Below are 24,415 nucleotides of genomic sequence, written 5' to 3' on the forward strand. Positions count from 1 at the left end.
ATTACCCCTGCAGGGTCCGAACCCCATAGCCCTCGCCCCTCGCCTTCATCGCGGCGACAACCGCGATCGAGGCCGCGGCCGTGGTGAAATAGGGGATCTTGTCCATCAGGGCAGACCGCCGGATATCGCGGCTGTCGTTGATGGCTTGCGTCCCCTCGGTCGTGTTCATCACCACGGCGATATCGCCGTTTTTCAGCCGGTCGACGATGTTCGGGCGGCCCTCATAGACCTTGGCCACCGCGGTCGCAGGGATGCCCAGACCACCAAGCCAGGCGCCGGTGCCGCGCGTCGCCACGATTTCAAACCCCATCGCCACCAGGTCGCGGGCGGCTTGGGCCAGGGCCTCGGACTTGTCGGCATCCTTGACCGACAGGAAGACGCGGCCGGACTCGGGCAGGGTCACGCCCGCCCCCATCTGCGCCTTGAGGAAGGCCAGCGCAAAGGTCCGGTCCCAGCCCATGACCTCGCCGGTCGAGCGCATCTCTGGCCCAAGCAGCGGATCGACGCCTGGGAAGCGGGCGAAGGGAAGCACGGCCTCCTTCACGCTGAACCAGGGGGTTTGCGGATTGGCCAGCGTGTTCGGATCGGCCAGCGGAAGCGGGCTGTCGGGACCGACGCCCTGCGGATAGGGCGCGCGCATCGGGAAGTTCGACAGCGGCTCGCCGGCCATCAGACGCGAGGCGATGGCGGCAATCGCGCTATCGGTCGCCTTGGCCACGAAGGGCACGGTGCGGGACGCACGCGGATTGACCTCCAGCACGAAAATCACGCCGTCCTTGATGGCGAATTGCACGTTCATCAGGCCCACGACATGCAGCGCGCGGGCCATGACAACGGTCTGCCGCTTCAGCTCTTCGACGATCTCGGACGAAAGGCTGTGGGGCGGCAGACAGCAGGCGCTGTCACCCGAATGGACGCCGGCTTCTTCGATATGTTCCATGATTCCAGCGACATGGACATTCTCGCCGTCACACAGGGCATCCACATCAACCTCGATGGCGCCCGACAGATAGCTGTCCAAAAGCACCGGGCTGTCACCCGAGACCTGCACGGCGGTCGAGATATAACGCTCCAGCTGGGCGTCGTCGCGCACGATCTCCATCGCGCGGCCACCCAGGACGAAGGAGGGACGGATCACCAGCGGATAACCCACGTCCTTGGCCACGGCAAAGGCCTCGTCGCGGCTCCGCGCCGTGCCGTTGTGCGGCTGTTTCAGGCCCAAGTCCTGCAACAGACGCTGGAACCGCTCGCGGTCTTCGGCCAGGTCGATGGCGTCGGGCGTGGTGCCAAGGATCGGGATGCCCTCATTCGCCAAGGCCTGCGCCAGCTTCAACGGCGTCTGGCCGCCGAACTGGACGATGACGCCATGCAAGGTGCCGTTTTCCTGTTCAACCCGCAGGATTTCAAGGACATGTTCCAAGGTCAGCGGTTCGAAATACAGCCGGTCCGAGGTGTCATAGTCGGTCGAAACCGTCTCGGGGTTGCAGTTAACCATGATGGTTTCATAGCCCGCCTCGGTCAGGGCATAGCAGGCATGGCAGCAGCAATAGTCGAACTCGATGCCCTGGCCGATCCGGTTCGGACCGCCGCCCAGGATGACGACCTTTTTCGCGCCCGAGGGCCGGGCCTCACATTCCACATCGCCCATCGCGGGGACCTCGTAGGTGGAATACATATAGGGTGTCTGGGCTTCGAACTCGGCGGCGCAGGTGTCGATGCGCTTGAAGACCGCGGTGACGCCAAGGTTGCGCCGCGCGCGACGGACCTGGGCTTCGTCGCGGCCGGTCAGCTTGGCCAGGCGGGCATCGGTGAAGCCCATCATTTTCAGTTTGCGCAGGCCATTCGCCTCGACCGGAAGGCCGTTTTTGCGGATCTCGGCTTCGGCGTCGATGATTTCGCGGATGCGCGAGAGGAACCAGGGGTCGAAAGAGGTGATGGCGTTGATGTCGTCATTGGTCAGCCCGTGGCGCATGGCTTGGGCGATAACGCGCAAACGGTCGGGCGTGGCTTTGGACAGCGCCAGCGTGATGGCGGCGCGGTCGGGCGCGCCCGTCTTCGCAACACCGGGGATGGCGATCTCGTCAAACCCGGAAAGCCCGGTTTCCAAGGAGGCCAGCGCCTTTTGCAGGCTTTCGTGGATCGTGCGGCCAATCGCCATGACCTCGCCCACCGATTTCATCGCGGTGGTCAGGTTGTTTTCCGACCCCGGGAATTTCTCAAAGGCAAAGCGCGGGATCTTGGTGACGACATAGTCGATCGAGGGTTCAAAGGACGCCGGCGTGACCTTGGTGATGTCGTTGTCCAACTCGTCCAGCGTATAACCGATGGCGAGTTTCGCCGCGATCTTGGCAATCGGAAAGCCAGTGGCCTTGGAGGCCAGGGCCGAGGACCGCGAGACGCGCGGGTTCATCTCGATCACGACCATGCGGCCGTCGGCCGGGTTGATCGCCCATTGCACGTTGGAGCCGCCAGTTTCCACACCGATCTCGCGCAGCACGGCGATACTGCCGTTGCGCATGATCTGGTATTCCTTGTCGGTCAGCGTCAGGGCAGGGGCCACGGTGATGGAATCACCGGTATGCACGCCCATCGGGTCGATGTTTTCGATGGCGCAGACGATGATGGCATTGTCGGCGCGGTCGCGCACCACCTCCATCTCGAATTCTTTCCAGCCGAGAAGGCTTTCGTCAATCAGAACCTGGGCGACCGGAGAGGCCTCAAGCCCCGATTTCACGATGGCCTCATAGTCGTCGCGATTATAGGCCACGCCGCCACCGGTGCCGCCAAGCGTGAAGGCCGGGCGGATGATCGCGGGCAGGCCCACGTATTCGATGGCGGCCATGGCTTCGGCCAGGCCTGCCGCGATGTCATACTTTCCGGTGGCGAGTTTCGGGGCCGCGATGATCGTGGCCTTGGGGTTTTCCAGGCCGATGCGGTCCATCGCCTCGCGGAACAACTTGCGATCTTCTGCCATTTCGATGGCATGGCGCTTGGCCCCGATCAGCTCCACGTTGAACTTTTCCAACACGCCAAGGTCATCCAAGGCCAAGGCGGTGTTCAAGCCGGTCTGCCCGCCCATCGTCGGCAACAGCGCGTCGGGGCGCTCTTTCTCGATGATCTTGGCGACGACTTCGGGGGTGATCGGCTCGATATAAGTGGCGTCGGCCAGGCCTGGATCGGTCATGATCGTGGCCGGGTTCGAGTTCACCAGAATGACGCGATACCCTTCTTCGCGCAAAGCCTTGCAGGCCTGGGCGCCGGAGTAATCGAATTCGCAAGCCTGCCCGATGACGATGGGCCCGGCCCCGATGATCATGATGGATTTGATATCGGTTCTCTTGGGCATCTCATTCTCCAGGTTCAGCGGGGGCGGGCAAACTGGCGGGGTTATAGGCGGAATGTGGCGCGGCGCAAGGCGAAATCGGCGGGAGGCGGCGCCCAAGCCAGCCGTCCTGCCCAAGCCAGCCGCCCTGCCCAAGCCAGCCGCCCTGCCCAAGCCGGTGGGCCAGCGCCGCCCTTTGCCGTGGCGACTGGCGCACAGGTTTCCGGAACGTCGGGGCAAGGCGTCCGGGGTGACGGCGGCGCAATCCCGCCGGATGGGGCAAAACGACCGGCCGGGGCGCCGCTTCCATGGCAAAGGGCCGGGAGTGACCCCGGCCCTTTCCGACGATCCCGTGAGGATCAGAGCTTTTCGCCGACCTTGGCTTCGGCCGCCGCAATGGCCGCCTTGCGCTTGGCGATGCGGTCGCCCGTGGGCGGACCCTCAAAGCGGCGGTTTTCCACCAGAACCCAAAGCACCAGCGCCACGGCGATGAAGCCACCCACCACGTAAAGCACACGCTCATTCGGCGGGGCCACGGCGATGAAGAGGATCACGCCCATGCCGATGACCGACAGCAAGGTCACAAGCTTGTAAAGCCCCGCGCTCATCGCCCAGGGGCCCGGCTGCGGCCATTTCGGCCCGCCATAGGCGAACATCCCGGCCACCAGCGGCACAGTGAAGGACAGGAACAGGAAGACCAGGGTCGAGTTCACCACGATCACGTAGATTGAGGTCTCGCCGACTTTGATCGTCATCGCCAGCATCACATACAGGATGCACAGCACCGTCGCCGTCCAGATCGCATTCACCGGCGTGCGAAACTTCGGGCTGACCGTCGACAGGGCCTTGGACCCCACCGGCAAGCCGTCATCGCGCGAAAACGCAAACAGCATCCGGCTGGCCGACGTCACCGTGGCCAAGCCGCACAGCAGCTGGGTGATGAAGATGAAGACATAGATCAGCGTCACCAGCGGCGCCGGCAGCACTTCGCTCATCGTCCAGAAGAAGATGCCGAAGCCCTTGGAGGCGCCCTCGGTCATGTCCGGGATCGCCAGGGTGATAGCGCAGACCATGATCCAGCCGACCAGCGACGACCAGACGACCGCCGACACGATGCCCGAGGGCACGGACTGGGCGGCGTTCTTGGTTTCCTCGGAGGTATGGGCCGAGGCATCGTAACCGGTGATCGTATAGACCGGCAGCAGCAGGCACAGCAGAAACAGATAGCTCATGTTGTCGGACTGCGGGAAGACATTGCCGCCGACCTCACCCGAGTAGTTGGTAAAGGTCCACAGCCGCGAGATGTCGATCCCCGGCGCGTAAATCAGCAGCGCCACGACCATGACGGCGGTCGTCGCAAAGATGATCCAGCCCGAAACGTCGGTCAGGAAGGTCGTGGCCTTGATGCCCACGTGGTTGAACACGGCCTGAATGACCGTGATGATGGCCACGAAGATCACGATCTCCATGTCCGACGAGGGCCAGGGCGTCACCGCCCCATCGGCGCCGGTGGTGCCGAACAGGCCGCCAAAAGCGCCCTGAAAGAAATAGGCCGTCCCGATGTTGATCGCGCCCAGAACGGTGATCAGCCCCAACAGGTTCAGCCAGGCCGTCAGCCAGCCCCAGAACCGGTTGCCCAGGATCGAGCCCCAGTGATAAAGCCCGCCCGCCGTCGGAAAGGCCGAAGCGATCTGCGCCATGGCCAGCGCGAACATGCCCGACAAAAGGCTGCCCACGATCCAGCCGATGCCCGCACCCGCGCCGCCAATCGAGCCGATGGCCTGGGCAAAGGAGTTGATCCCGCCCGACAGGATGCAGATGATCGAGAACGAGATCGCAAAGTTGGAGAATTTCGACATCGACCGCGACAGCTCTTGCGCGTAGCCCATGCCGTGAAGGACCTTCATGTCCTCGTGCTTCTCGTGGTCGGAATAGTCGTCCGCCATAGTCCCTCCATGTATTTTTTGCCGCTTGGACCGCGGCTTGTTATGGGGCGCTGCGACATTCTGTCCGCCCTGTCCCAATGAAGCCACGAATTTTCATTCTGTCCAGCGCTGAATAGATATTTACAGGATTGCTTCAGCCCGCCCCGCCTGACTTGGGCCCCCGCGCGGCCCCGGGGTCGTTTTCGGCGGAAAATCGGGCCGTTCCGCTCTGGCGCGGGGGGCGCGGGCGCTCTAGGTCTGGGGCGAAGGAGATTGCGATGATCCTGATGGAACATGGGCCGGGCGGGCCGGTGCGCTTTGACGGCCCTTGTGCGGTGATCACGGCGCGCAGGCCCGAAGAGGTCCTTCCGGCGCTGCAGGCCCTGGACGCGGCCCGGGCAAAGGGCAAATGGGTCGCGGGCTGGATGGCCTATGAGGCGGGCTTTGCGCTGGAACCGGCCTTGGCGCGGCTGGCGACCGAGGGTCCTTTGCTGGCCTTTGGGGTCTATGACGGGCCGCAGGACTTTGCCGTGCCCAAGCCCGGCCGTGTGCGGATCACGGCGCCGCGGCCCTTGGTCTCGTGGCCCGATTATGCGGCGGCCATGGCACGGGTGAAGGCCTATATCGGCTCTGGCGACTGCTATCAGATCAACCTGACCTTCCCGATGGAGTCCCGTTTGTTGCAGGGCTCGGCGCTGGAGCTTTATGCCGCGCTGCGGGGGCAAGCGGTGGGCTATGGCGCCTATGCCGCCCTGCCGGGGATGCCGGTGCTGGTCTCACGCTCGCCCGAGTTGTTCTTGCGCACCGATGCGGCGGGCCGGATCGAAAGCCGCCCGATGAAGGGCACGGCGCCGCGCGACCCCGACCCGGTGCGCGACCTGCAACTGGCCGAGGAACTGCGGGCCAGCGAAAAGGGCCGGGCGGAAAACCTGATGATCGTCGACCTTTTGCGCAACGATATCAGCCGCATCGCCAAGGTCGGCTCGGTCCGCGTGCCGCAGCTTTTCAGCGTCGAGGCCTATGCGACCGTCCATCAGATGATCAGCCGCGTGGTGGGCGATCTGGTCGAGCTGCCTGCGATGACCCGGCTGATGGAGGCGCTTTTCCCCTGCGGGTCGATCACCGGGGCGCCAAAAATCCGCGCCATGGAGATCATCGCCGAGGTCGAGCCCCATGCCCGCGGCCCCTATTGCGGCGCGATCGGCTGGATGGCACCCGATGGCGCCAGCTGTTTCAACGTCGCCATCCGCACGCTGCAATTGACCGGCGACCGGATCCGGCTGAACGTCGGCGGCGGCGTGGTGCAAGACAGCACGGCGGAAGGCGAATGGGAGGAGGCGCATTGGAAAGCGCGCTATCTGAACGGGCTCGTGACCCCGGACTAAGGCTGATCGAGACGATGCTTTGGGACGGTGCGGCCTATCCGCGCCTGGCCCTGCATCTGGCGCGGTTGACCCGGTCGGCGGGGGCTTTGGGCTGGGCTCTGCCGCGGGTGGACTTGCCCGCGCCGGGGTCCGCTGCCCGCGTGCGGCTGATGGCCGATGCCACGGGCGCGGTCACTGCCGAGGTCTTTGGCCTGCCGGATGCCAAGCCGGAATGGGTCGTCAGCGTCTCCGGGGTGGTGCTGGCGCCAAGCCCGCTGCGCAGGTTCAAGACCAACGCCCGCGCCGATTACGAGGCCGCGCGGGCCGCGATGCCCTGGGACGAGGCGCTGATGGTGAACCCGGCGGGCGAGGTCTGCGAGGGCACGATCACGACGGTCTTCTTTGACCGCGGCCAGGGCCTGCGCACGCCGCCGCTGTCTTGCGGGCTTTTGGAGGGGGTCTTGCGGGCCGAAATCGCCGCCCCCGAAGAGGTCCTCCGCATCGAAGACCTGCCCCGCGTGCGGCTTTGGGTCGGCAATGCCCTGCGCGGGCTGATCCCGGCGCGGCTGGCCTCAGGCGATGCGGTCTGACGTCCGCTCGGGCAGGATCTGTTGCGCAATCCCCGCGAGGCACAGATACAGAGACGCGGCCAAAAGCAGGTAATGCACGATCCCGCCTTCGTTGAAGTCCAGCCAGGCCGACTGTCCCGCCGTCACCAGCCACAGGATCGAGACCCCCAGATTGACCGGATACCACCGCGGCGTCCGCGTCGGGTGGATGAATTTCAGGTTCAGGAACATGGCCACGGTCAAAAGGACGACCACCGCCAGCACCACATTCGGCCCGGGGTTCAGCGCGAAAAGCACGAGGACGACCATGTTCCAACAGGCGGGAAAGCCCGCAAAGCTCTTGTCCTTGGTCTTCATCCGCGTGTCGGCGAAATAGATCACCGAGCCATAGATCAAGGCCCCCAGAGCCAGCGCGCCCAACACCCCTTGCAACATGCCATTGGCCCACAGCGCATAGGCCGGGATGAAGACATAGGTCAGGTAGTCGACGATCAGGTCCATCAGCTCGCCGTCATGGATCGGCCAGTTGGTCTTGGTGTCATAGCGCCGCGCCAGCGGGCCATCGACCCCATCGACGATCAGCGCCAGAAGCAGCCAGAGGAACATGAGGCTCCATTGCCCATCGACGGCGGCCAAAAGCGCCAACATGGACAGGACCGCTCCGGTGGCGGTCAACAGATGGACAAGCAGGGCTTTGATACGGATCGGCATGGCCGCCTGATGCCCGCAAAACCGGCGCAATGCAAGCTTTCAGGCGCGGTGGGGCGGTATTGCAGCGACGGAATTCGGATGCCTTGCCGACCGCCGGGCCGGGGGGCGAGGCTCTGCGCGCACCGATTTGCGGCAGTCGGCGCCTTGGGTCGAGGTGGCGCATCCCGGGCAGGCGGCGGGTGACAGGGGCGGATGGGCGACGGTCCGGTCAGACGCGGCCGAGAGGGGTAATGAGGTCTGGCCGGGCAGGCTGTTGGGGGCGGGATGCAAGATGGGGCCGGATCAGGTCAGACGCGGCGAGGACAGGTTGGCGCGAAACTTTGGGCGCCCAATCCCCTCGCGGCTCAGGCTGGGATCGGTCCGGGCGTCATGCGCCCGCACCAACCTAGCCCAGCAACTTGTCCTGCATCTGGGCGGCGATGGCCTCACGGGCCTCGGCGGTGGATTGCCCGCCCTCCGGATTGACCCGCAGCGAGAAGATCGCCTCATACATCGACTTTGGCGCGGCGGTGGGGCGCGACACGAAGCCCGGCGCCGCCGACGGCAGCCCCTCGATCGGGAGGCCAAGCGCTTGCGCAACCTCGTCACGCGACAGCGTGTTGGACCCATCGGCATCCAGCTGCGCCATGACCTGTTCCAGAAGCGGGTTGACCCCGTTCTGATCCGCCGCGGCAGAGCCGCCAAGCCCCGCCACCGCCGCGGTCAGTTCATTGGCCGAAATCGCCTGATCGCCGTCACTGTCAACGCGGGAAACGATGCCGGAAACCAGACCCGCGACCGAAGAAAAGGTCCCGGAGGAGGCCACGGATTGATAGGCCTGCATCAATTCGGCCGCCGACAAGGTGCCGCTGCCATCCCGATCCAGCGCCGAGATGGCCTGCGACGACAGGTCGGCGGGCGCGCCGGTCTGATCGACAAGGGCGGCGAAAAGGCTTTCAGGCGTGGTGCCGCGATTTGCATCGGGCAGGGTATTGGAGACCGCCGGACGCAAGGCGACCGGGCTGACATCATCGGCCGGGGCTTGCGACTTCGGCCGGCCGAACAGCGACAGAAGCGCGCGGCTTCCGGCACCGGACAGGGCAGAGATCATGACCGTTCCTTTCTGGACCATGCCCACTTCAAGCGGGCTGACAATCACTTTCCCACAGACTGGTTTCCCAATCCCTAAGGCGCCAAATTGAATTCTTAAAATGCAATCCTTTCACCCCTGAATCAGGGCAAATGCGCTAACGCCCTGCCGAATCAAGCCAGGCTCAGGCCCGGGGATGCGAGGCCGCATAGACCTCCATCAGCCGCGCCGCATCGACGGCCGTATAGGCCTGGGTGGTCGACAAAGAGGCATGGCCCAACAGCTCCTGGATCGCGCGCAGATCGCCGCCCGCCGACAGAAGATGCGTCGCAAAAGAGTGCCGCAGCGCATGGGGCGTCGCGGTCGAGGGCAGGCCAAGACGCAGCCGCGCCTGCTCCATCGCCAGGGCAATCAGCCGCGGGTTCAGCGCGCCGCCGCGGGTGCCGCGGAACAAAGGTTCATTGCGTTCAACGGGATAGGGGCACAGCCGCACATAGACCGCCACCGCCTCACGCGCGACGGGCAGGACGGGCACCAGCCGCTCTTTCCCGCCCTTGCCGGTGATGCGCAGCACGTCGGGCAGGGGGAAACTGGCCCCCGTCAGACCCAGCGCCTCGGAGATCCGCAGCCCGCAGGCATACAGAAGCGTCGTCACCGCAAGGTCGCGCGCGCCCACCCAGCCCTCACGCGCGGCGCCCATGTCTGCGATGACCTCGGCCGCGCCATCCACCGACAGCGGCCGCGGCAGCTTGCGCAGATATTTCGGCCCCCGCGCCTGCAGGACGACGGTCGGGTCGATCTCTTCGCGGTCGGCCAGCCAACGCATGAAATTGCGCACCGAAGACAGCGCCCGCGCCAGCGACCGTGCCGAAAGCCCGCGGTCGCGCTCATGCGCCATCCAGGCGCGCAGGTCGGTCTGGTTGACTTGGCCCAGGGTCGCCACCCCCTCTGCCCCGCCATGATAGCCGGACAGAAAGGCCAAAAATCCCCGTAAATCAGCGGCATAGGCGTGAAGCGTGCGGGGCGAACAGCCCTTTATGGCCGAAAGATGATCCAGCCAGCGCGTGATGGCCGCCTGTTGTCCTTCGGAAAACCCGGACGAGACATCTAGGCCAGCCATTTCCGCATCACCCTTTCGAACACGCCGCCGAAAAAGATCAGAAGGTCGGTGCCATGGGTCGGTTTGAACTGGTGCGGGTCCTCGGCGCCCATGGCCAGAAGGCCGGGCAAACGCCCCTCGCCCAGGTCCAGCCGAAGCAAAGCCTCCGACCTGATCCAGTCGCCCTTGTCGCCATAGATGCCGCCCGGATCGGGCAGGGTCTGGCGCAGCATCACCGGGCGGGCCATGGCGCGCCCCCGCGTCAGATAGTCGTTCACAAAGCCCGGTTTGGCCGCATAGATCGCCCCGGAGGCCGGATCGGGCACCGGGCCTTCCGACCGGGTCTCGATCACCAGACGGATCGCCTCGACGCGCAGGGTCTGGGTCACGGTGCCGGTCAGGGTCGCCAGAAAGCCTGCGAAATCCATAGGTTCCAGCAGCTGCAGGATGGCGCGGTGAACCTGGTTCGTGCCGGCCAGGTTCTCGTAGGCCGCCGCGATCACTGTGCGATGCGTGTCCTCCAGCCGGTCAAGCTTTTGGTTCAGCCGCTCCATCGCCAGGCCGCGCAGGTCGACGACATTGCCCCCCACCGCCCGATCATTGGCGCCAATCAGCGCCTGCATGACGTCGCGGTCCTCGAGCAAAGCCTCGGGCGCGGCGAGAATCCGATCTCGGGTGTCTTGGTCGATCATATGGGCCTCATGTCCGGCTCTGACGGCCGATTTGCGCGCAGTATAGGCGATTTCCCGGCAAAGTCCCGATGGAAAATGCAGATTGTGCGGCCTGAGTCCGTGGCGCCACATGCGTCTTTTGCGACATCACCTGTCGCGGAGGCCGTTTGCGACATGCCTTGTCGCGGGGGCGCAAGGGGGCGCGCGGCCGGACGCTTAGGCTGGAAGCCGGAGGTGGCCAATGAAACTGAAGGACCTTGAGATTTTTGTCGTGGCGCCGCCTGCGCCGGGTTGGGGCGGGCGCTATTGGATTTTTACCAAGCTGACGACGGATGACGGGATCACGGGTTACGGCGAATGTTATGCCTCGACCGTGGGTCCCAAGGCGATGAAGGCGGTGATCGAAGACGTCTTCGAACGCCATATGCAGGGCGAAAACCCCGAAAACATCGAGCTGATGTATCGCCGCGTCTATTCCAGCGGGTTCACCCAGCGCCCCGATCCCACGGTCATGGGCGCCTTTTCGGGGCTGGAGATCGCCTGTTGGGACATCCTGGGCAAGGCGCGGGGCCGTCCGGTCTGGGCTTTGCTGGGCGGGCGGATGAATGACCGGGTGCGGTCCTACACCTATCTTTATCCCGAACCCGGCGAGGATGCCGCCGAATTCTGGGTCAATGCCGACATGACCGCCGAGGCGGCGGCGCGTGCAGTCAAGCAGGGCTTTACGGCGGTGAAGTTCGACCCCGCCGGCCCCTATACGATCCGCGGCGGGCATGAGCCTGCGATGTCGGATATCTCGCGTTCGGTGGACTTCTGCCGGAAAATCCGCGCGGCGGTGGGTGACAAGGCCGATTTGCTGTTCGGCACCCATGGCCAGTTCACCACCCCGGGCGCGATCCGGATGGGGCAGGCCTTGGAGCCCTTCAACCCGCTGTGGTATGAAGAGCCGATCCCGCCCGACAACCTGCTGGAATTCGCCGAAGTCGCGCGCCACATCCGGATTCCCCTCGCGACCGGAGAGCGGCTGACCACCAAGGCCGAGTTCGGGACCCTTCTGCGCGCCGGTGGGGTCAAGATCCTGCAACCGGCCTTGGGGCGGCTGGGCGGGATATTGGAGGCGAAGAAGCTCTCCGCCATCGCCGAGATTTTCAACGCCGAGATTGCCCCGCATCTGTATGCCGGGCCGGTGGAATGGGCGGCCAATATCCATCTGGCGGTGTCGATCCCGAACCTGTTGATGGCCGAGACGATCCAGACCGGCGGCGCCTTTCACCTGGCGCTGATCAAGCACAGCCTGAAATGGGAGGACGGCTATATCCTGCCGCCTGAAGGTCCGGGTCTGGGGATCGACTTCGACGAGGACCTGGCGCGGGCCCATGCCTATGAGGGGTCGGGCCTGCATCTGCAGATGCAGGAAGCACCCTGTGATTACCGCCACGGCAACCGGTTCGAGGGCGGGGCCCCGGCGTATAACCCGCAGTAGGGGGGGGCTGCAAAGGGGATCCTGCCGACTGCACCGTCAGGTTGGTGCCTGATGCCGCGTCCTGCCGACTGACAGGGCGGGCTCTGCCGACTGCACCGTCAGGTTGGCGCTTGATGCCGCGTCCTGCCGACTGAAAGGGGGTCCTGCCGACTGCACCGTCAGGTTGGTGCCGGATGCCGCGTCCTGCCGACTGAAAGGCCGGGCTCTGCCGACTGCACCGCCCGCATCCGCTTGGGACGCGTCGTCCTGCCGACTGACAGGACGACGCCCGGTCTATCGGTGACGGCGGCCCCAAGCGACCGGGGGCGCGCCATGGGTTTTCGGCGAAAAGTCTTGGCGCGCCTTGGGCTGCTGCAAGGCGGCCGCTGACAGGCTCAGAAGTCGAACAGCTCGCCCAAAAAGCTCTCGCGCTTGCGCTTGCCGTGATAACGGTCGTCATAGCGATCCTTGTCGGAACGATCCTTGTCATAGCGGTCATCGCGGCGTTCTTCGCGGTAGACCGGCTGGGCGGCCTGAGGCGGGGGAGGGGGCGCCGCGACGGCCGGGGCGGCCGCGCGTTCGATGATCTTGTCCAGCTCTCCGCGGTCCAGCCAGACGCCCCGGCATTTGGGGCAATAGTCGATCTCGACCCCCGAACGGTCGGCCATCACCAGGGTCTCACCATCCACCGGACATTTCATCTTGGGGCTCCTTTTCGCCGTGTTGCAATGCACAGATGGGGGTTCAGAATTGCACTGCAAGACCCATTGAACTTGATGTGACCAAGCCCTACCCCTTTTACCCAAACCATCCCGGAGATCGCGCATGACCGACGCCTATATCCCCCCGAAAGTCTGGACCTGGGACAAGCCCAACGGCGGGCAGTTCGCCAGTCTGAACCGCCCCATCGCGGGCGCCACCCAAGAGGCAGAGTTGCCGCGCGGGGCGCATCCGTTCCAGCTGTATTCGTTGGCCACGCCCAATGGGGTCAAGGTCTCGATCCTGTTCGAGGAATTGCTGGCCGCGGGCCATGCCGCCGAATACGACGCCTGGCTGATCTCGATTTCCAAGGGCGACCAGTTCGGCTCGGGCTTTGTCGGCGTGAACCCGAATTCCAAGATCCCGGCGCTGCTGGACCTTTCCGGGCCCGAACCCCTGCGTGTGTTTGAATCCGGCTCGATCCTGGTGCATCTGGCCGAGAAGTTCGGCGCCTTCCTGCCCGCATCCGGCCCCGCGCGGACCGAGACCTTCAACTGGCTGATGTGGCAGATGGGCAGCGCGCCCTTCCTGGGCGGCGGCTTTGGCCATTTCTTCGCCTATGCGCCGGAAAAGCTGGAATATCCGATTAACCGCTATGCGATGGAAGCCAAGCGCCAGATGGATGTGCTGGACCGCCACCTGGCGGAAAACGAGTTCATGGCGGGCGATTATTCCATCGCCGACATGGCGATCTTCCCGTGGTATGGGCATCTGGCCTTGGACAAGTCCTATCCCCGCGCCGGAGAGTTCCTGGACGTCGCCGGCTATACCAACGTCAAGCGCTGGGCCGATCAGCTGATGGCGCGGCCCGGCGTGATCCGCGGCCGCATGGTCAACAAGAACTGGGGCGACGAGGGCCAGGTGGCTGAGCGCCACTCGGCCGCCGACTTCCCGGCTTAAAGCACAAAATTCGCCGCGGTCAGTGTCACGAGATTGCCCAAGACGATCTCCATGTCATTGGCCGTGGCGCCTGGCCCGCGCACCTCGATCACGGTGGTGCCGCCGGTCTGATACCAGCGGACCTCTGCCGCAGCGCCGGTGAAGGCCGCGTTTCCACGGTAGGTGAAGGCATTGTCCAGCCCCCCCGCCACCGGGTCGATCAGCGCAAGGTTGATCAGATCGACCGTCTCGAAGGCGGTGATGCGGTCGATGCCCTGCGCCGCCTGGCTGTCGGTATAGGCGGCATAGATGAACTGGTCCGCCCCCGCCCCGCCGTCCATCGTGTCGGCCTTGATCCCGCCGTTCAGCGAGTCGTTGCCCGCCCCGCCATACAGCTGATCCGCCCCGGTGGCCCCGCTTAGCCCATTGGCAAAGCCATCGCCGGTCAGGATGTCGTTCTGCGCCGAGCCGAAAAGGTTCTCGAACCCCGAGACCGACAGGACCCCGGCATCCAGAAAGCTGTAGGTGTTGGTGGCCATGTTCGCCACCACGCCCGCCGGATCGGCAATGGCGTCAAAGCGCAGCGTGTCCGACCCAAGCCCACCGGCCAAAGTGTCATTGCCGGTGCCGACAAAGATCTGATCGTCGCCGCCCCCGCCGTTCAGCAGATCGTCGCCCTCGCCCGCGCGGATCGTGTCGCGGCCCACCCCGCCGAAGATGCGGTTGTTGCCCATCCCGCCCTCCAGGCTGTCATTGCCGCCAAGGCCGCGCAGCACGTCATCCCCCGCATCGCCGATGATCCAGTTGTCGGTCGTCGTCCCGATGCCGAACATGCCGGTGGCGCCGATCAGGCTTAACTTCTCGATCCCGGCCGACAGGCGGAAGTTGGTCGAGGCCTGGACCCAATCATATCCCCCCGCCGTGTCGACGATGACGATATCGGCGCGGTCGACGAAATAGCTGTCATTGCCCGCCCCGCCAAAGACCGATCCCATGACCCGCCCGCCGGTCTGGTAAAAGACATTGGTCCCGTTGCCCAGCGTCACATCCCCCATGACCAGCCCGCTGATGCGCACCACGTCATTGTTCGAATTCAACCGGATATGGCCGTTGATCGTGCCCGAGTTGAAGATATTGCCCGACAGCGAGGCCGTCACATTGCCCTCGATCAGGCCAGAGTTGCGCAGCGTCAGCGAGCCGTCGACCTGAATGGCCGCCTCCAGCACCGAAGCGTTCAGCAAGTGGCCGGTGTTGGTCAGCGTCACCGCGCCATTGCCGGTGGCAAAGATGGTCGCCCCGGTGCCCGCGGTGGACAGCATGCCGGAATTGGTGATCACCGCCCGCGTCGTGGTGTTCAGCGTCAAGGATAGCGCCGCGCCAGCCGTATTGCCCAGCCCCAGCAGCGATCCGGTATTGCCAAAGTTGATCTGGCTGCCCGCCGCCACCGCCGCCAGGCTGATCCCCTGACCGCCGCTGATCTGGCCGGCATTGGACAGCGCAAAGTTGCCCGAAAACGTGCCCGAAACCGCCGCAAGGTCGATCCCGGCCGCGATGATCGACCCGGTCGCGGTCACTGTGACCGATGTGGCCCCGACCGCGTTCAGCGTCAGCGGGCTGGCCGTCGTGGCCGCAATCGCGCCATAGCTGATCAGCGTGGCATTGCCCGACATGGTCACGGCCGAGCCCACCGTGGACAGGACAGAGCCAGACCCCGCCACAATCCCGAATTCCGAGGCGCCAAGCACCTGGCCCGCAGTCGTATTCGTTGAAATCACAAAAGAAGACATCCGATTCTCCGGCACGCGTTGTTCATCGCCCGCCTGTCTTCCCATCCCCGCCCTAGGATTTCCTTTCCATCGCTTTCAACTGACCGAAAATATATGCCTCATTTTACACGATTGCGGGGCATAGTGCGAACCGGGCGCGCGGGCAGTGCTTTTCCCGCGCCTCGTGATTTGGTATGCGACGGTATGCGACAGACCCTGCCCGAAATCCTCGATCACCGCGTGGCCCTGGGCGAGATCCGGGCCGACCCGTTGCAGGCCGCGCTTGCCGTCCGGCTGGAACCGCTGCGCGCCTGGCTGGAAGAGTTCGGGGCGCGGAAATCCGGGCTGCGGGCGCTGTTTGCACGCGCGCCTCAGGTGCCCAAGGGGATCTACCTTTGGGGCGGTGTCGGGCGCGGCAAGTCGATGATGATGGACCTGTTTTTCAACGCCACCGACCTGGGCGCCAAGCGGCGCGTCCATTTCCATGCCTTCATGCAAGAGGCCCACAAGGCCATGCATCTGGCGCGGCAAAAGAACATCGAGGACGCCTTGGCGCCCTTTGCCGCCGAATTGGTGGCCGATATCCGCCTTCTGGCCTTTGACGAGATGCAGATCACCGATATCGCCGATGCGATGGTGGTGGGGCGGCTGTTCGAAAAGCTGTTGGCGGGGGGGGTGGTCATCGTCGTGACCTCGAACCGCGCGCCAGAGGAGCTGTATAAGAACGGGCTGAACCGGGCGCTGTTCCTGCCCTTTATCGCCATGCTGCGCGACCGCTTTGACGTGCTGGAACTGGACAGCCCGCAGGACTATCGCCAGAACCGCCTGGCGGGGGCGCAGGTCTATTTCCACCCCGCAGGCGCCACCCGGGGCGAGATTGCGGCGATCTGGGCCGACCTGACGCGCGGCGCCGAGGTCGGGCCGCTGGCCTTGCAGGTGAACGGCAGGACGCTGGACCTTGCGCGCTATGCCAATGGTGCGGCGCGCTGCTCTTTCTGGGAGCTGTGCGGGCGGCCTTTGGGGCCGGGCGACTACCTGGCGCTGGCGGCGGCCTGTAGGGTTCTGGTGCTGGAGGATATCCCGCAGCTGTCCTCGGCCAATTACAACGAGGCCAAGCGCTTTGTGACCCTGGTGGATGCGTTATACGAAGGCAAGGTCCGGCTCATCGCCTCGGCCGCGGATGAGCCGGAGCGGCTGTATCTGGAGGGCACGGGGTCCTTCGAATTCGCCCGCACGGCAAGCCGCCTGCGCGAGATGCAGGGGGCGGAATGGGGCGCGGACCGGGACGGGTGACACTTGCGGCACCCCACGCCCCCCGAAGGGCTCCCACCCCCCCACCCGGCGCCCTTCGGGGGGCTTCACTCTGCGCCTTTTGCCCGGTGGCAGGTGGCCAGGTGGTCGTCGATCAACCCGCAGGCCTGCATCCAGGCATAGACGATGGTCGGGCCGACAAAGGTGAAGCCCGCCTGTTTCAGCGCCTTTGACAGGGCGCGCGAGGCCTCGGATTCCGTCGGGATGTCGCCATGGGTCGCGGGGCGGTTCACTTGCGGCTGACCCCCCACATGACGCCAGCAAAACCCGGTGAAATCGGGGATCGCCAGATAGGCGCGGGCGTTCTTCACCGTGGCCGCGATCTTGCCGCGGTGGCGCACGATGCCGGGGTTTTGCAAGGCGCGGTCCATGCGCGCCGCGTCCCAGAGCGCGATGCGGGCGGGGTCAAAGCCCTCGAACTCGGCCCGGAAAGCGTCGCGCTTGCGCAGGATCGTGATCCAGGACAGCCCCGCCTGAAACCCGTCCAGGATCAGCTTCTCCCACAGCGCGCGGGGGTCGTATTCCGCCACCCCCCATTCGGTATCGTGATAGGTCCTGTAAAGCGGGTCAGTCCCGCACCAGGTGCAGCGCGTCAGGTCATCGGGGGCGGTCATCTTGGGGCCTATTGTTTCGGATTTTGCACAAAACCGGGAATTCACACGCGGTTTACGAATGTCGCAGAGATTGGAAGCCTTGGGCAGGGGTCTTGTGTTACGATCCTTGCGGAAAAGCTTGAGGGCGCGATGAGCATGAACTTCGGATCGGGGCTGGAAAGCCCGCTCGGTGTGGCTGTCTCGATGGCCGATCGCGAAACCATGGACATGGTGCGCGAGGCGATCCGCCTGCGCCGCGTGGCCCTGGCCTATCAGCCCGTGGTCCTGTCGCGCGACCCCGCGCGGGTGGCCTTTCACGAAGGCCTGATCCGCGTGCTGGAGCCCAACGGCCGCATCATCCCGGCCGCCGATTTCATCCCCGTGGTCGAGGCCACGGAACTTGGCCGCGAGATCGACTGCGCCGCGCTGGACCTTGGCTTGCGGGAACTGGCGCTGCATCCCGATTTGCGGCTGTCGATCAACATGTCGGCGCGCTCTATCGGCTATCCGCGCTGGATCAGGGTGCTGAACGCCGGGATCGCCGCCGGCCCCACCGTGGCAGAACGCCTGATTCTTGAAATCACCGAAAGCTCTGCCATGACCGTGCCGGAGCTGGTCGTGGCATTCATGGAAGAATACCAGGTCAAGGGCGTGGCCTTTGCGCTGGACGATTTCGGCGCGGGCAATACGGCGATCCGCTACTTCAAGGACTTCTTCTTTGACATCCTGAAGATCGACGGCCAATTCGCCCGCCGCATCCACCGCGACCCCGACAACCGGGCGCTGGTCGCTGCCATGGTCTCGATTGGCAAGCATTTCGAGATGTTTACCGTGGCCGAGGCCGTGGAATCCCCCGAAGAGGCCGCCTGTCTGCAGGACATGGGCGTCGATTGCATGCAAGGCTATCTGTTCGGCGCCCCCTCGGTTCAGCCGCCCTGGGCGCCCGATCTGGCCGCGCGCAAACTGGCCTGACCCTTTGCGCTGACCAGACCTTTGCGCTGACATGACAGGTTATGCGTTTTCCGCATGACGCTGCGGCAATCTGGCCGCAACCCGGTCGCACGCAAAAGTTGATTTTTAACCCTATCCCGTCTAGGCCATGCTGCAGAGCGGCATGGAGGAGCCAGCCGCGCCAGGATGGAAAAGGGCGAGGATACCATGACCAATGTCGTGATCGTTTCGGCGGCGCGGACCGCTGTCGGCAGCTTTAACGGGGCCTTTGCAGGCACCCCCGCCCATGACCTGGGGGCCGCGGTGATCGAAGCCGTCGTCGCCCGCGCCGGTGTCGAAAAGACCGAGGTCGAGGAAGTGATCCTGGGCCAGGTTCTGACCGCGGGTCAGGGGCAGAACCCGGCACGTCAAGCCGCGATCAAGGCCGGTCTGAACAAGGAAGCCTCGGCCTGGGGCATCAACCAGGTCTGCGGCTCGGGCCTGCGGGCCGTGGCTTTGGGCGCGCAGCATGTGCAGTTGGGCGATGCCGGGATCGTCGTGGCCGGCGGCCAGGAAAACATGAGCCTCTCGCCCCATGTCGCGAACCTGCGTCCGGGCCAGAAGATGGGCGACATGACCTTCGTCGATTCGATGATCCGCGACGGGCTGTGGGACGCGTTCAACGGCTATCACATGGGGATCACCGCCGAAAACGTCGCCAAGCAGTGGGACATTTCGCGCGAGGTTCAGGATCTTTTCGCTTTGGCCTCGCAGAACAAGGCCGAGGCCGCGCAGAAGGCTGGCAAGTTTGTTGACGAAATCGTCCCCTTCCTGATCAAGACCCGCAAGGGCGATGTGACGGTGGATGCCGATGAATACATCCGCCATGGCGCCACCTTGGAGTCGATGTCCAAGCTGCGCCCGGCCTTTGCCAAGGATGGCTCGGTCACGGCGGGCAATGCCTCGGGCCTGAACGATGGTGCGGCGGCGGTGCTGCTGATGTCCGAGGCCGAGGCCACGCGCCGCGGCCTGACGCCGCTGGCCCGGATCGCGTCCTATGCGACGGCCGGTCTGGACCCGTCGATCATGGGCGTCGGCCCGATCTTCGCCAGCCGCAAGGCACTGTCCAAGGCCGGCTGGTCGGCCGCCGATCTGGATCTGGTCGAGGCGAACGAGGCCTTTGCCGCCCAGGCCTGCGCCGTCAACAAGGACATGGGCTGGAACCCGGACGTGGTGAACGTGAACGGCGGCGCCATCGCCATCGGCCACCCGATCGGCGCTTCGGGCGCGCGCATCTTGAACACGCTGATCCACGAGATGAAGCGGCGCGGCGCCAAAAAGGGCCTCGCCACGCTGTGCATCGGCGGCGGCATGGGCGTTGCCATGTGCCTCGAAGGTCTCTGACCCCGACCCCTGCGAAATTCTGTCACAGTCGCCCTTGCGCAATAAAGTTGCGCAAGGGGGCTGAAATCTATTACCTATTTCTCTGTAGAGGGAGGACGACATGACGAAAGTGGCTCTGGTGACGGGGGGGACCCGCGGTATTGGTGCGGCCATCTCGCTGGCTTTGAAGGCGGCGGGTTATACGGTTGCGGCGAATTACGCGGGCAATGACGAGGCGGCGGCGAAGTTCACCGCCGATACGGGGATCAAGGCCTATAAATGGTCGGTCGCCGATTACGACGCCTGCAAGGCGGGGATTGCCGCGGTCGAGGCCGAACTTGGCCCGGTGGCGGTCCTGGTGAACAACGCCGGCATCACGCGGGACGCGATGTTCCACAAGATGACCCCGCAGATGTGGAAAGAGGTCATCGACACCAATCTGAACGGTGTCTTCAACATGACCCATCCGCTGTGGTCGGGGATGCGGGATCGCAAGTTTGGTCGCGTGGTGAATATCTCGTCGATCAACGGGCAGAAGGGTCAGGCGGGGCAGGCGAACTATTCCGCCGCCAAGTCGGGCGATCTGGGCTTCACCAAGGCGCTGGCGCAAGAGGGCGCGCGGGCGGGGATCACGGTCAACGCGATCTGCCCCGGCTATATCGCGACCGAGATGGTGAAGGCGATCGACGCGAAAGTCCTGGCCGAGCGCATCATTCCGCAAATCCCGGTGGGTCGTTTGGGCGAACCCGAGGAAATCGCGCGGATCGTGGTGTTTCTGGCCTCGGAGGATGCCGGGTTCATCACCGGGTCCACGATTTCCGCCAATGGTGGGCAACTGTTCGTCTGAGCGGGGTCCCTTCGGGTTCAGAGGCCTGAAAGGCCCCTGAACCCGAAGGGAGGAAGCGGGGGGCTCATGCCACTTGTTTCTTGAACCAGTGGCGAACCAAATGGCATACCCCCCGCCCCCCAACCAAAGGGGCGCACGCGCCCCTTTGGAAACCCCGTGGATATTTGGATCAGTATGAAACGAGGCAGGTGGCCTTGTGATCCTTGGCGATTTTGCCTGCTTGAGGGCCGTTCCCGTGATTTAGGGGCCGCTCCTGTTCTTTATGTCCCCACCGGCATGACCCCAGCCACGCACCCATTGCCACATTTGCCGCAAAACCTTGTCTTGAGGCCGGGCAGGGGCTTGCCCCCCCGGATATCTTCCCCCCAATAGAGCCATGGAAAAGACAAAAGCCACCTGGATCGGGTTCACCGCGGTTTTGATGTGGGGGGCGCTGGCGGCCCTGACGATCGGCACCGCCCCCGTCCCCCCCTTGCAGCTGAACGCGATCTGCTTTGCCCTGGGCGGCGGCATCGGCCTGGGCTGGATGGCCGCCACGGGGGGCTTTCATCGCCTGAAGGGCATCTCTTGGAAGGTCTATGCCTTTGGCACAGCAGGGCTTTTCGGCTATCACCTGATCTATTTCACGGCCTTTCGCCTGGCGCCCTATGCCCAGACCAGCCTGATCGCCTATCTTTGGCCTTTGTTCATCGTCCTTTTCTCGGGCCTCTTGCCCGGAGAAAAACTCCGCCCGCTGCACCTGATTGGCGCCGCCCTCGCCTTTGCCGGCGCCGCCCTCATCGTTCTGGGCCGGGGTGCCGCGATGGGGCCGGGCGCGGGGCTTGGCATGGGGCTGGCCTTTCTTTGCGCCCTGACCTGGGCGGGCTATTCCATCCTGTCGCGCAGGCTGGGCGATGTCCCGACCGAGGCGGTGACGCTTTATTGCCTGGCCACCGCCGCCCTGTCGGCCCTGTGCCACCTGGCGCTTGAGACAACGGCCTGGCCTGCCACCGCCGCTGGCTGGGGCGCGACCGCAGCCCTGGGCCTTGGCCCTGTAGGGCTGGCTTTCTTCACCTGGGATGTGGGGATGAAACGCGGCGACATCCAGCTTTTGGGAACGCTGTCTTATGCCGCGCCGCTTTTGTCGACGCTGATCCTGATCGCCACCGGAGGCGCAGAGCCCACGGCCAGCCTGGCCCTGTCGGCCCTGTTGATCACGGCGGGCGCGGGCCTCGCTTCGCGCGCCTGAAACGAAAAGGGCGACCCGCAGGCCGCCCTTCCCGATCCGTCAGAGCCGCAAACCGCTCCCCCGCATCGGGGGCAGCCGGCTTGGCCCGATCCCTTAGTTGGAAAGCCGCGTGATCTCCTCTTTGATCTTCAGCTTCTGCTTTTTCATCTCGGCGATTTCCAGATCGCTGGTGGCGGGGCTGCGTTGCGCCACTTCCACAGCGGTCGAGAGGTTTTCGTGCTTCCGCTTCAGCTCGGCGATATGCGAGGCAACGGACATGGACTTCTCCTCATTCTGGTTTCTCAGAACCCCAGTGAGCCATGAAAAACCGAGTCTGTCATCAAAACTTCACGTCCATACAGCCGAAAGTTGAGTCAACGATTCCTTAATCAGCCAAATTCCGCCAAAAGCCCCGCGCCCATGCGCAGAATTTCGTTGGCGCGCGGCGTATAGCCCTCGCGGTCGCCCTCATGCGCGGCGCCCCGGTGCAGCACCAGGGGCGCCAGCATCCGAAACCCGGCGCGGCCGCCCTTGCGCGCCCGCAGAATCAGCCGCTTGGCCTCGCGGCCTTCGCGGGGCAGCAGCGGCAGGACCCGGGCCGAGCCCATTTTCCCAAGCGCGCCAAGCACTTCGGGCAATCCTTCGGTGGAAAAGATCATCGTCAGCCAGCCGCCCGGCTGCAACCGCCGCGCCGCAGCCTCGACCCACAGCGCCAACCCCATCTCGGCGCGAAGCGCGATGTCGCGGCCCAGAACCGGCGAGGGCGTGCCGCCCTTCGGATAAAACGGCGGATTGGCGATCACATGGTCAAAGCTGCGCCGCAACCCCGCAGGCATCACCGACAGGTCCCCGGTCACAACCTCTAGTGCCACGCCGTTTTCGGTCGCATTGCGCCGGGCAAGGTCGGCGTAATCCTCTTGCAGTTCCAACCCCGCCTGCACCAGACCCGGCACCCGCGCGGCCAAACACAGCGACGCCGCCCCCGCTCCGCAGCCCAGGTCCAGCACGCTTTGCCCTGCAGTCGCGGGGCAGGCCGCGGCCAAAAGCACCGCGTCATTGGCCGCCCGGTAGCCCTTTGCGGGCTGCCACAGATGCAACCGCCCGCACAAAAACGCGTCATGGGTCAGGCTCACTTCAGCGCCTCGGCCGGGAAATCATTGTCGACCAGCACGGCGCGGGCGATGAACCAGTCGCCATCCGCCACCATCAGGCGGCGCGGCAAAAGGAAGCTTGACCCGGTCAGGACGCTCGTGTGGACGTCCAGTTCAAAGGCCGCTATATCCTCGCCGGCAAGCAGGGCCTGCGCAAAGGGGATCAGGGTCGGATCGGTGGTCGAGACGAGCAATCGCATGACCAAAGACCTAACCCCCCAAGACAGGCCCGTCGAGTGCCTCTGAGGGTTTGAAAATGAATGTGACCGCCGCGCTGAAACCGCAAGACGCCCTGGCCGCCCATCTGGAGGCGGATATGGAGGCGGTCAATATTCTGATCCGCGCGCGCATGGCCAGCAAGCATGCCCCCCGCATCCCGGAAGTGACCGCGCATCTGGTCGAGGCGGGCGGCAAGCGTCTGCGCCCGATGCTGACCTTGGCCGCGGCGCGGCTTTGTGGCTATCAGGGGGCGGATCATGTGAAGCTGGCCGCCACGGTGGAATTCATTCACACCGCGACGCTGTTGCATGACGATGTGGTCGACGAAAGCACCCAGCGCCGGGGGCGGCCGACGGCCAACCTGTTGTGGGACAACAAGTCCTCGGTTCTGGTCGGCGACTACCTGTTCGCCCGCAGCTTTCAGTTGATGGTCGAAACCGGGTCCTTGCGGGTTCTGGATATCCTGGCCAATGCCTCGGCCACGATTGCAGAGGGCGAGGTGCTGCAACTGACCGCAGCGCAGGACCTGAAGACTGACGAGGGCATCTATCTGCAGGTGGTGCGCGGCAAGACGGCGGCGCTGTTTTCCGCCGCGACCGAGGCGGGCGGGGTGATCGCGGGCGCCTCCGAGGATCAGGTGAAGGCGCTGTTCGACTATGGCGACGCCTTGGGCATCGCGTTTCAGATTGCCGACGACCTGCTGGATTACTCCGGCACGGCCGCGGCGATCGGCAAGAACGTGGGCGACGACTTCCGCGAGCGCAAGGTGACGCTGCCGGTGATCAAGGCGGTGGCTGCGGCCTCCGAGGCCGAGCGGGCCTTCTGGGTGCGGGTGATCGAAAAGGGCGAGCAGCACGACGGCGACCTGGAACAGGCGTTGCGGCTGTTGACCACCTCGGGCGCGCTGGAGGCCGCGCGTCAGGACGCCTTTGGTTGGGCGGCCAAGGCGCGGGCCTCGCTCGGTGCGCTGCCGGACCATCCTTTGCGCGGCATCCTGTCGGATCTGGCCGATTACGTGGTCAGCCGGTTGAACTGAGGCGGGCCCTGCCGACTGCACCCCGGCACGGCGCCTCCCCCTCCGCGCCCTGCCGACTGAGGGGTTGGCGCAACCGCTGTCGCACCTGCCGGCACCTCGTCACCTGTCTCCGAGCCGGTTGGGGCGCAGCCCCAGAGGCGAG

22 protein-coding genes are annotated in these 24,415 nt (G+C 65.0%); 10 read left to right on the forward strand and 12 right to left on the reverse strand.

Annotated features, from left to right (window positions below):
* Position 1 precedes the first annotated feature (1 nt).
* Both carB and NX862_RS14730 read right to left on the reverse strand, forming a co-directional pair.
* Positions 2 to 3,346, reverse strand: coding sequence for a carbamoyl-phosphate synthase large subunit (gene carB, locus NX862_RS14725; RefSeq protein WP_264494685.1), 3,345 nt, complete (start codon positions 3,344 to 3,346; stop codon positions 2 to 4).
* 335 nt (positions 3,347 to 3,681) lie between these two features.
* Positions 3,682 to 5,268 carry an amino acid permease gene (locus tag NX862_RS14730; protein ID WP_264494686.1) on the reverse strand — a complete coding sequence of 529 codons (1,587 nt, stop codon included), beginning with the start codon at positions 5,266 to 5,268 and terminating at the stop codon, positions 3,682 to 3,684.
* Positions 5,269 to 5,525: 257 nt separating this feature from the next.
* Between NX862_RS14730 and NX862_RS14735 the strand changes: the two genes are divergently transcribed.
* A complete protein-coding gene (locus NX862_RS14735; RefSeq protein WP_264494687.1) occupies positions 5,526 to 6,632 on the forward strand; it encodes an aminodeoxychorismate synthase component I in 1,107 nt (368 codons plus the stop codon).
* Positions 6,633 to 6,646: 14 nt separating this feature from the next.
* Complete coding sequence (locus NX862_RS14740) at positions 6,647 to 7,201, forward strand: aminotransferase class IV (RefSeq protein WP_264494688.1); 555 nt, start codon at positions 6,647 to 6,649, stop codon at positions 7,199 to 7,201.
* Here NX862_RS14740 and NX862_RS14745 read toward each other — a convergent pair.
* The 4 genes from NX862_RS14745 to NX862_RS14760 all read right to left on the reverse strand — a co-directional run bounded on the left by NX862_RS14745 (position 7,184) and on the right by NX862_RS14760 (position 10,751).
* Complete coding sequence (locus NX862_RS14745; protein WP_264494689.1) at positions 7,184 to 7,891, reverse strand: CDP-alcohol phosphatidyltransferase family protein; 708 nt, start codon at positions 7,889 to 7,891, stop codon at positions 7,184 to 7,186. The two genes, NX862_RS14740 and NX862_RS14745, sit on opposite strands and share 18 nt — an antisense overlap.
* Before the next feature lie 385 nt (positions 7,892 to 8,276).
* A complete protein-coding gene (locus NX862_RS14750) occupies positions 8,277 to 9,002 on the reverse strand; it encodes an EF-hand domain-containing protein (protein WP_264494690.1) in 726 nt (241 codons plus the stop codon).
* Positions 9,003 to 9,144: 142 nt separating this feature from the next.
* The gene (locus NX862_RS14755) at positions 9,145 to 10,080 is read right to left on the reverse strand and encodes a tyrosine recombinase XerC (protein ID WP_264494691.1); all 936 of its coding nucleotides are present in this window, start codon (positions 10,078 to 10,080) and stop codon (positions 9,145 to 9,147) included.
* Positions 10,068 to 10,751, reverse strand: a complete 684-nt coding sequence (locus tag NX862_RS14760) for a DUF484 family protein (protein ID WP_264494692.1) — start codon at positions 10,749 to 10,751, stop codon at positions 10,068 to 10,070. Before NX862_RS14760 ends, NX862_RS14755 begins: the two co-directional genes overlap by 13 nt.
* Before the next feature lie 220 nt (positions 10,752 to 10,971).
* On the opposite strand from NX862_RS14760, the gene NX862_RS14765 reads away from it, so the two are divergent.
* Positions 10,972 to 12,213, forward strand: coding sequence for a mandelate racemase/muconate lactonizing enzyme family protein (locus tag NX862_RS14765; protein ID WP_264494693.1), 1,242 nt, complete (start codon positions 10,972 to 10,974; stop codon positions 12,211 to 12,213).
* Positions 12,214 to 12,587: 374 nt separating this feature from the next.
* Here the strand turns inward: NX862_RS14765 and NX862_RS14770 are convergent, their stop codons facing one another.
* The gene (locus tag NX862_RS14770; RefSeq protein ID WP_264494694.1) at positions 12,588 to 12,893 is read right to left on the reverse strand and encodes a TFIIB-type zinc ribbon-containing protein; all 306 of its coding nucleotides are present in this window, start codon (positions 12,891 to 12,893) and stop codon (positions 12,588 to 12,590) included.
* A gap of 124 nt (positions 12,894 to 13,017) precedes the next feature.
* Between NX862_RS14770 and yghU the strand changes: the two genes are divergently transcribed.
* Positions 13,018 to 13,851 (forward strand): glutathione-dependent disulfide-bond oxidoreductase, encoded by an 834-nt coding sequence (yghU, locus tag NX862_RS14775; protein ID WP_264494695.1) that lies wholly within the window; start codon positions 13,018 to 13,020, stop codon positions 13,849 to 13,851.
* Here yghU and NX862_RS14780 read toward each other — a convergent pair.
* Complete coding sequence (locus NX862_RS14780) at positions 13,848 to 15,617, reverse strand: beta strand repeat-containing protein (RefSeq protein ID WP_264494696.1); 1,770 nt, start codon at positions 15,615 to 15,617, stop codon at positions 13,848 to 13,850. The two genes, yghU and NX862_RS14780, sit on opposite strands and share 4 nt — an antisense overlap.
* A 183-nt stretch (positions 15,618 to 15,800) precedes the next feature.
* Here NX862_RS14780 and zapE point away from each other — a divergent pair, with 183 nt between their 5' ends.
* A complete protein-coding gene (zapE, locus tag NX862_RS14785; protein ID WP_264494697.1) occupies positions 15,801 to 16,889 on the forward strand; it encodes a cell division protein ZapE in 1,089 nt (362 codons plus the stop codon).
* 65 nt (positions 16,890 to 16,954) lie between these two features.
* On the opposite strand, the gene NX862_RS14790 is transcribed toward zapE, so the two are convergent.
* Complete coding sequence (locus NX862_RS14790) at positions 16,955 to 17,521, reverse strand: DNA-3-methyladenine glycosylase I (protein WP_264494698.1); 567 nt, start codon at positions 17,519 to 17,521, stop codon at positions 16,955 to 16,957.
* Positions 17,522 to 17,650: 129 nt separating this feature from the next.
* Between NX862_RS14790 and NX862_RS14795 the strand changes: the two genes are divergently transcribed.
* From NX862_RS14795 to yddG, 4 genes are all read left to right on the forward strand, one after another.
* Positions 17,651 to 18,472 carry an EAL domain-containing protein gene (locus NX862_RS14795; protein ID WP_264494699.1) on the forward strand — a complete coding sequence of 274 codons (822 nt, stop codon included), beginning with the start codon at positions 17,651 to 17,653 and terminating at the stop codon, positions 18,470 to 18,472.
* A 186-nt stretch (positions 18,473 to 18,658) separates the two neighbouring features.
* Positions 18,659 to 19,834: an acetyl-CoA C-acetyltransferase gene (locus NX862_RS14800; RefSeq protein ID WP_264494796.1), complete on the forward strand. Its 1,176-nt coding sequence runs from the start codon at positions 18,659 to 18,661 to the stop codon at positions 19,832 to 19,834.
* Between the two features lie 100 nt (positions 19,835 to 19,934).
* Entirely contained in the window at positions 19,935 to 20,660 is a 726-nt protein-coding gene (phbB, locus tag NX862_RS14805; RefSeq protein WP_264494700.1) for an acetoacetyl-CoA reductase, read from the forward strand.
* Between the two features lie 376 nt (positions 20,661 to 21,036).
* The gene (gene yddG / locus NX862_RS14810; RefSeq protein ID WP_264494701.1) at positions 21,037 to 21,888 is read left to right on the forward strand and encodes an aromatic amino acid exporter YddG; all 852 of its coding nucleotides are present in this window, start codon (positions 21,037 to 21,039) and stop codon (positions 21,886 to 21,888) included.
* A gap of 93 nt (positions 21,889 to 21,981) precedes the next feature.
* Here the strand turns inward: yddG and NX862_RS14815 are convergent, their stop codons facing one another.
* From NX862_RS14815 to NX862_RS14825, 3 genes are all read right to left on the reverse strand, one after another.
* On the reverse strand, positions 21,982 to 22,146 hold the full coding sequence (locus NX862_RS14815) for a YdcH family protein (RefSeq protein ID WP_264494702.1): 165 nt from the start codon (positions 22,144 to 22,146) through the stop codon (positions 21,982 to 21,984).
* A 110-nt stretch (positions 22,147 to 22,256) separates the two neighbouring features.
* Positions 22,257 to 23,000 (reverse strand): tRNA1(Val) (adenine(37)-N6)-methyltransferase, encoded by a 744-nt coding sequence (locus tag NX862_RS14820; RefSeq protein WP_264494703.1) that lies wholly within the window; start codon positions 22,998 to 23,000, stop codon positions 22,257 to 22,259.
* On the reverse strand, positions 22,997 to 23,218 hold the full coding sequence (locus tag NX862_RS14825; RefSeq protein ID WP_264494704.1) for a putative signal transducing protein: 222 nt from the start codon (positions 23,216 to 23,218) through the stop codon (positions 22,997 to 22,999). Before NX862_RS14825 ends, NX862_RS14820 begins: the two co-directional genes overlap by 4 nt.
* A gap of 56 nt (positions 23,219 to 23,274) precedes the next feature.
* Here NX862_RS14825 and NX862_RS14830 point away from each other — a divergent pair, with 56 nt between their 5' ends.
* On the forward strand, positions 23,275 to 24,273 hold the full coding sequence (locus NX862_RS14830) for a polyprenyl synthetase family protein (protein ID WP_264494705.1): 999 nt from the start codon (positions 23,275 to 23,277) through the stop codon (positions 24,271 to 24,273).
* Positions 24,274 to 24,415 lie beyond the last annotated feature (142 nt).

This window comes from Stagnihabitans lacustris (assembly GCF_025950525.1).
GTDB lineage: Bacteria > Pseudomonadota > Alphaproteobacteria > Rhodobacterales > Rhodobacteraceae > Stagnihabitans.

Bases quoted from the DNA above. Each gene is read 5' to 3' on its own strand.
- carB (WP_264494685.1), bottom strand. From the start codon at position 3,346: ATGCCCAAGAGAACCGATATCAAATCCATCATGATCATCGGGGCCGGG.
- NX862_RS14730 (WP_264494686.1), bottom strand. From the start codon at position 5,268: ATGGCGGACGACTATTCCGACCACGAGAAGCACGAGGACATGAAGGTC.
- NX862_RS14735 (WP_264494687.1), top strand. From the start codon at position 5,526: ATGATCCTGATGGAACATGGGCCGGGCGGGCCGGTGCGCTTTGACGGC.
- NX862_RS14740 (WP_264494688.1), top strand. From the start codon at position 6,647: ATGCTTTGGGACGGTGCGGCCTATCCGCGCCTGGCCCTGCATCTGGCG.
- NX862_RS14745 (WP_264494689.1), bottom strand. From the start codon at position 7,891: ATGCCGATCCGTATCAAAGCCCTGCTTGTCCATCTGTTGACCGCCACC.
- NX862_RS14750 (WP_264494690.1), bottom strand. From the start codon at position 9,002: ATGGTCCAGAAAGGAACGGTCATGATCTCTGCCCTGTCCGGTGCCGGA.
- NX862_RS14755 (WP_264494691.1), bottom strand. From the start codon at position 10,080: ATGGCTGGCCTAGATGTCTCGTCCGGGTTTTCCGAAGGACAACAGGCG.
- NX862_RS14760 (WP_264494692.1), bottom strand. From the start codon at position 10,751: ATGATCGACCAAGACACCCGAGATCGGATTCTCGCCGCGCCCGAGGCT.
- NX862_RS14765 (WP_264494693.1), top strand. From the start codon at position 10,972: ATGAAACTGAAGGACCTTGAGATTTTTGTCGTGGCGCCGCCTGCGCCG.
- NX862_RS14770 (WP_264494694.1), bottom strand. From the start codon at position 12,893: ATGAAATGTCCGGTGGATGGTGAGACCCTGGTGATGGCCGACCGTTCG.
- yghU (WP_264494695.1), top strand. From the start codon at position 13,018: ATGACCGACGCCTATATCCCCCCGAAAGTCTGGACCTGGGACAAGCCC.
- NX862_RS14780 (WP_264494696.1), bottom strand. From the start codon at position 15,617: ATGTCTTCTTTTGTGATTTCAACGAATACGACTGCGGGCCAGGTGCTT.
- zapE (WP_264494697.1), top strand. From the start codon at position 15,801: ATGCGACAGACCCTGCCCGAAATCCTCGATCACCGCGTGGCCCTGGGC.
- NX862_RS14790 (WP_264494698.1), bottom strand. From the start codon at position 17,521: ATGACCGCCCCCGATGACCTGACGCGCTGCACCTGGTGCGGGACTGAC.
- NX862_RS14795 (WP_264494699.1), top strand. From the start codon at position 17,651: ATGAGCATGAACTTCGGATCGGGGCTGGAAAGCCCGCTCGGTGTGGCT.
- NX862_RS14800 (WP_264494796.1), top strand. From the start codon at position 18,659: ATGACCAATGTCGTGATCGTTTCGGCGGCGCGGACCGCTGTCGGCAGC.
- phbB (WP_264494700.1), top strand. From the start codon at position 19,935: ATGACGAAAGTGGCTCTGGTGACGGGGGGGACCCGCGGTATTGGTGCG.
- yddG (WP_264494701.1), top strand. From the start codon at position 21,037: ATGGAAAAGACAAAAGCCACCTGGATCGGGTTCACCGCGGTTTTGATG.
- NX862_RS14815 (WP_264494702.1), bottom strand. From the start codon at position 22,146: ATGTCCGTTGCCTCGCATATCGCCGAGCTGAAGCGGAAGCACGAAAAC.
- NX862_RS14825 (WP_264494704.1), bottom strand. From the start codon at position 23,218: ATGCGATTGCTCGTCTCGACCACCGATCCGACCCTGATCCCCTTTGCG.
- NX862_RS14830 (WP_264494705.1), top strand. From the start codon at position 23,275: ATGAATGTGACCGCCGCGCTGAAACCGCAAGACGCCCTGGCCGCCCAT.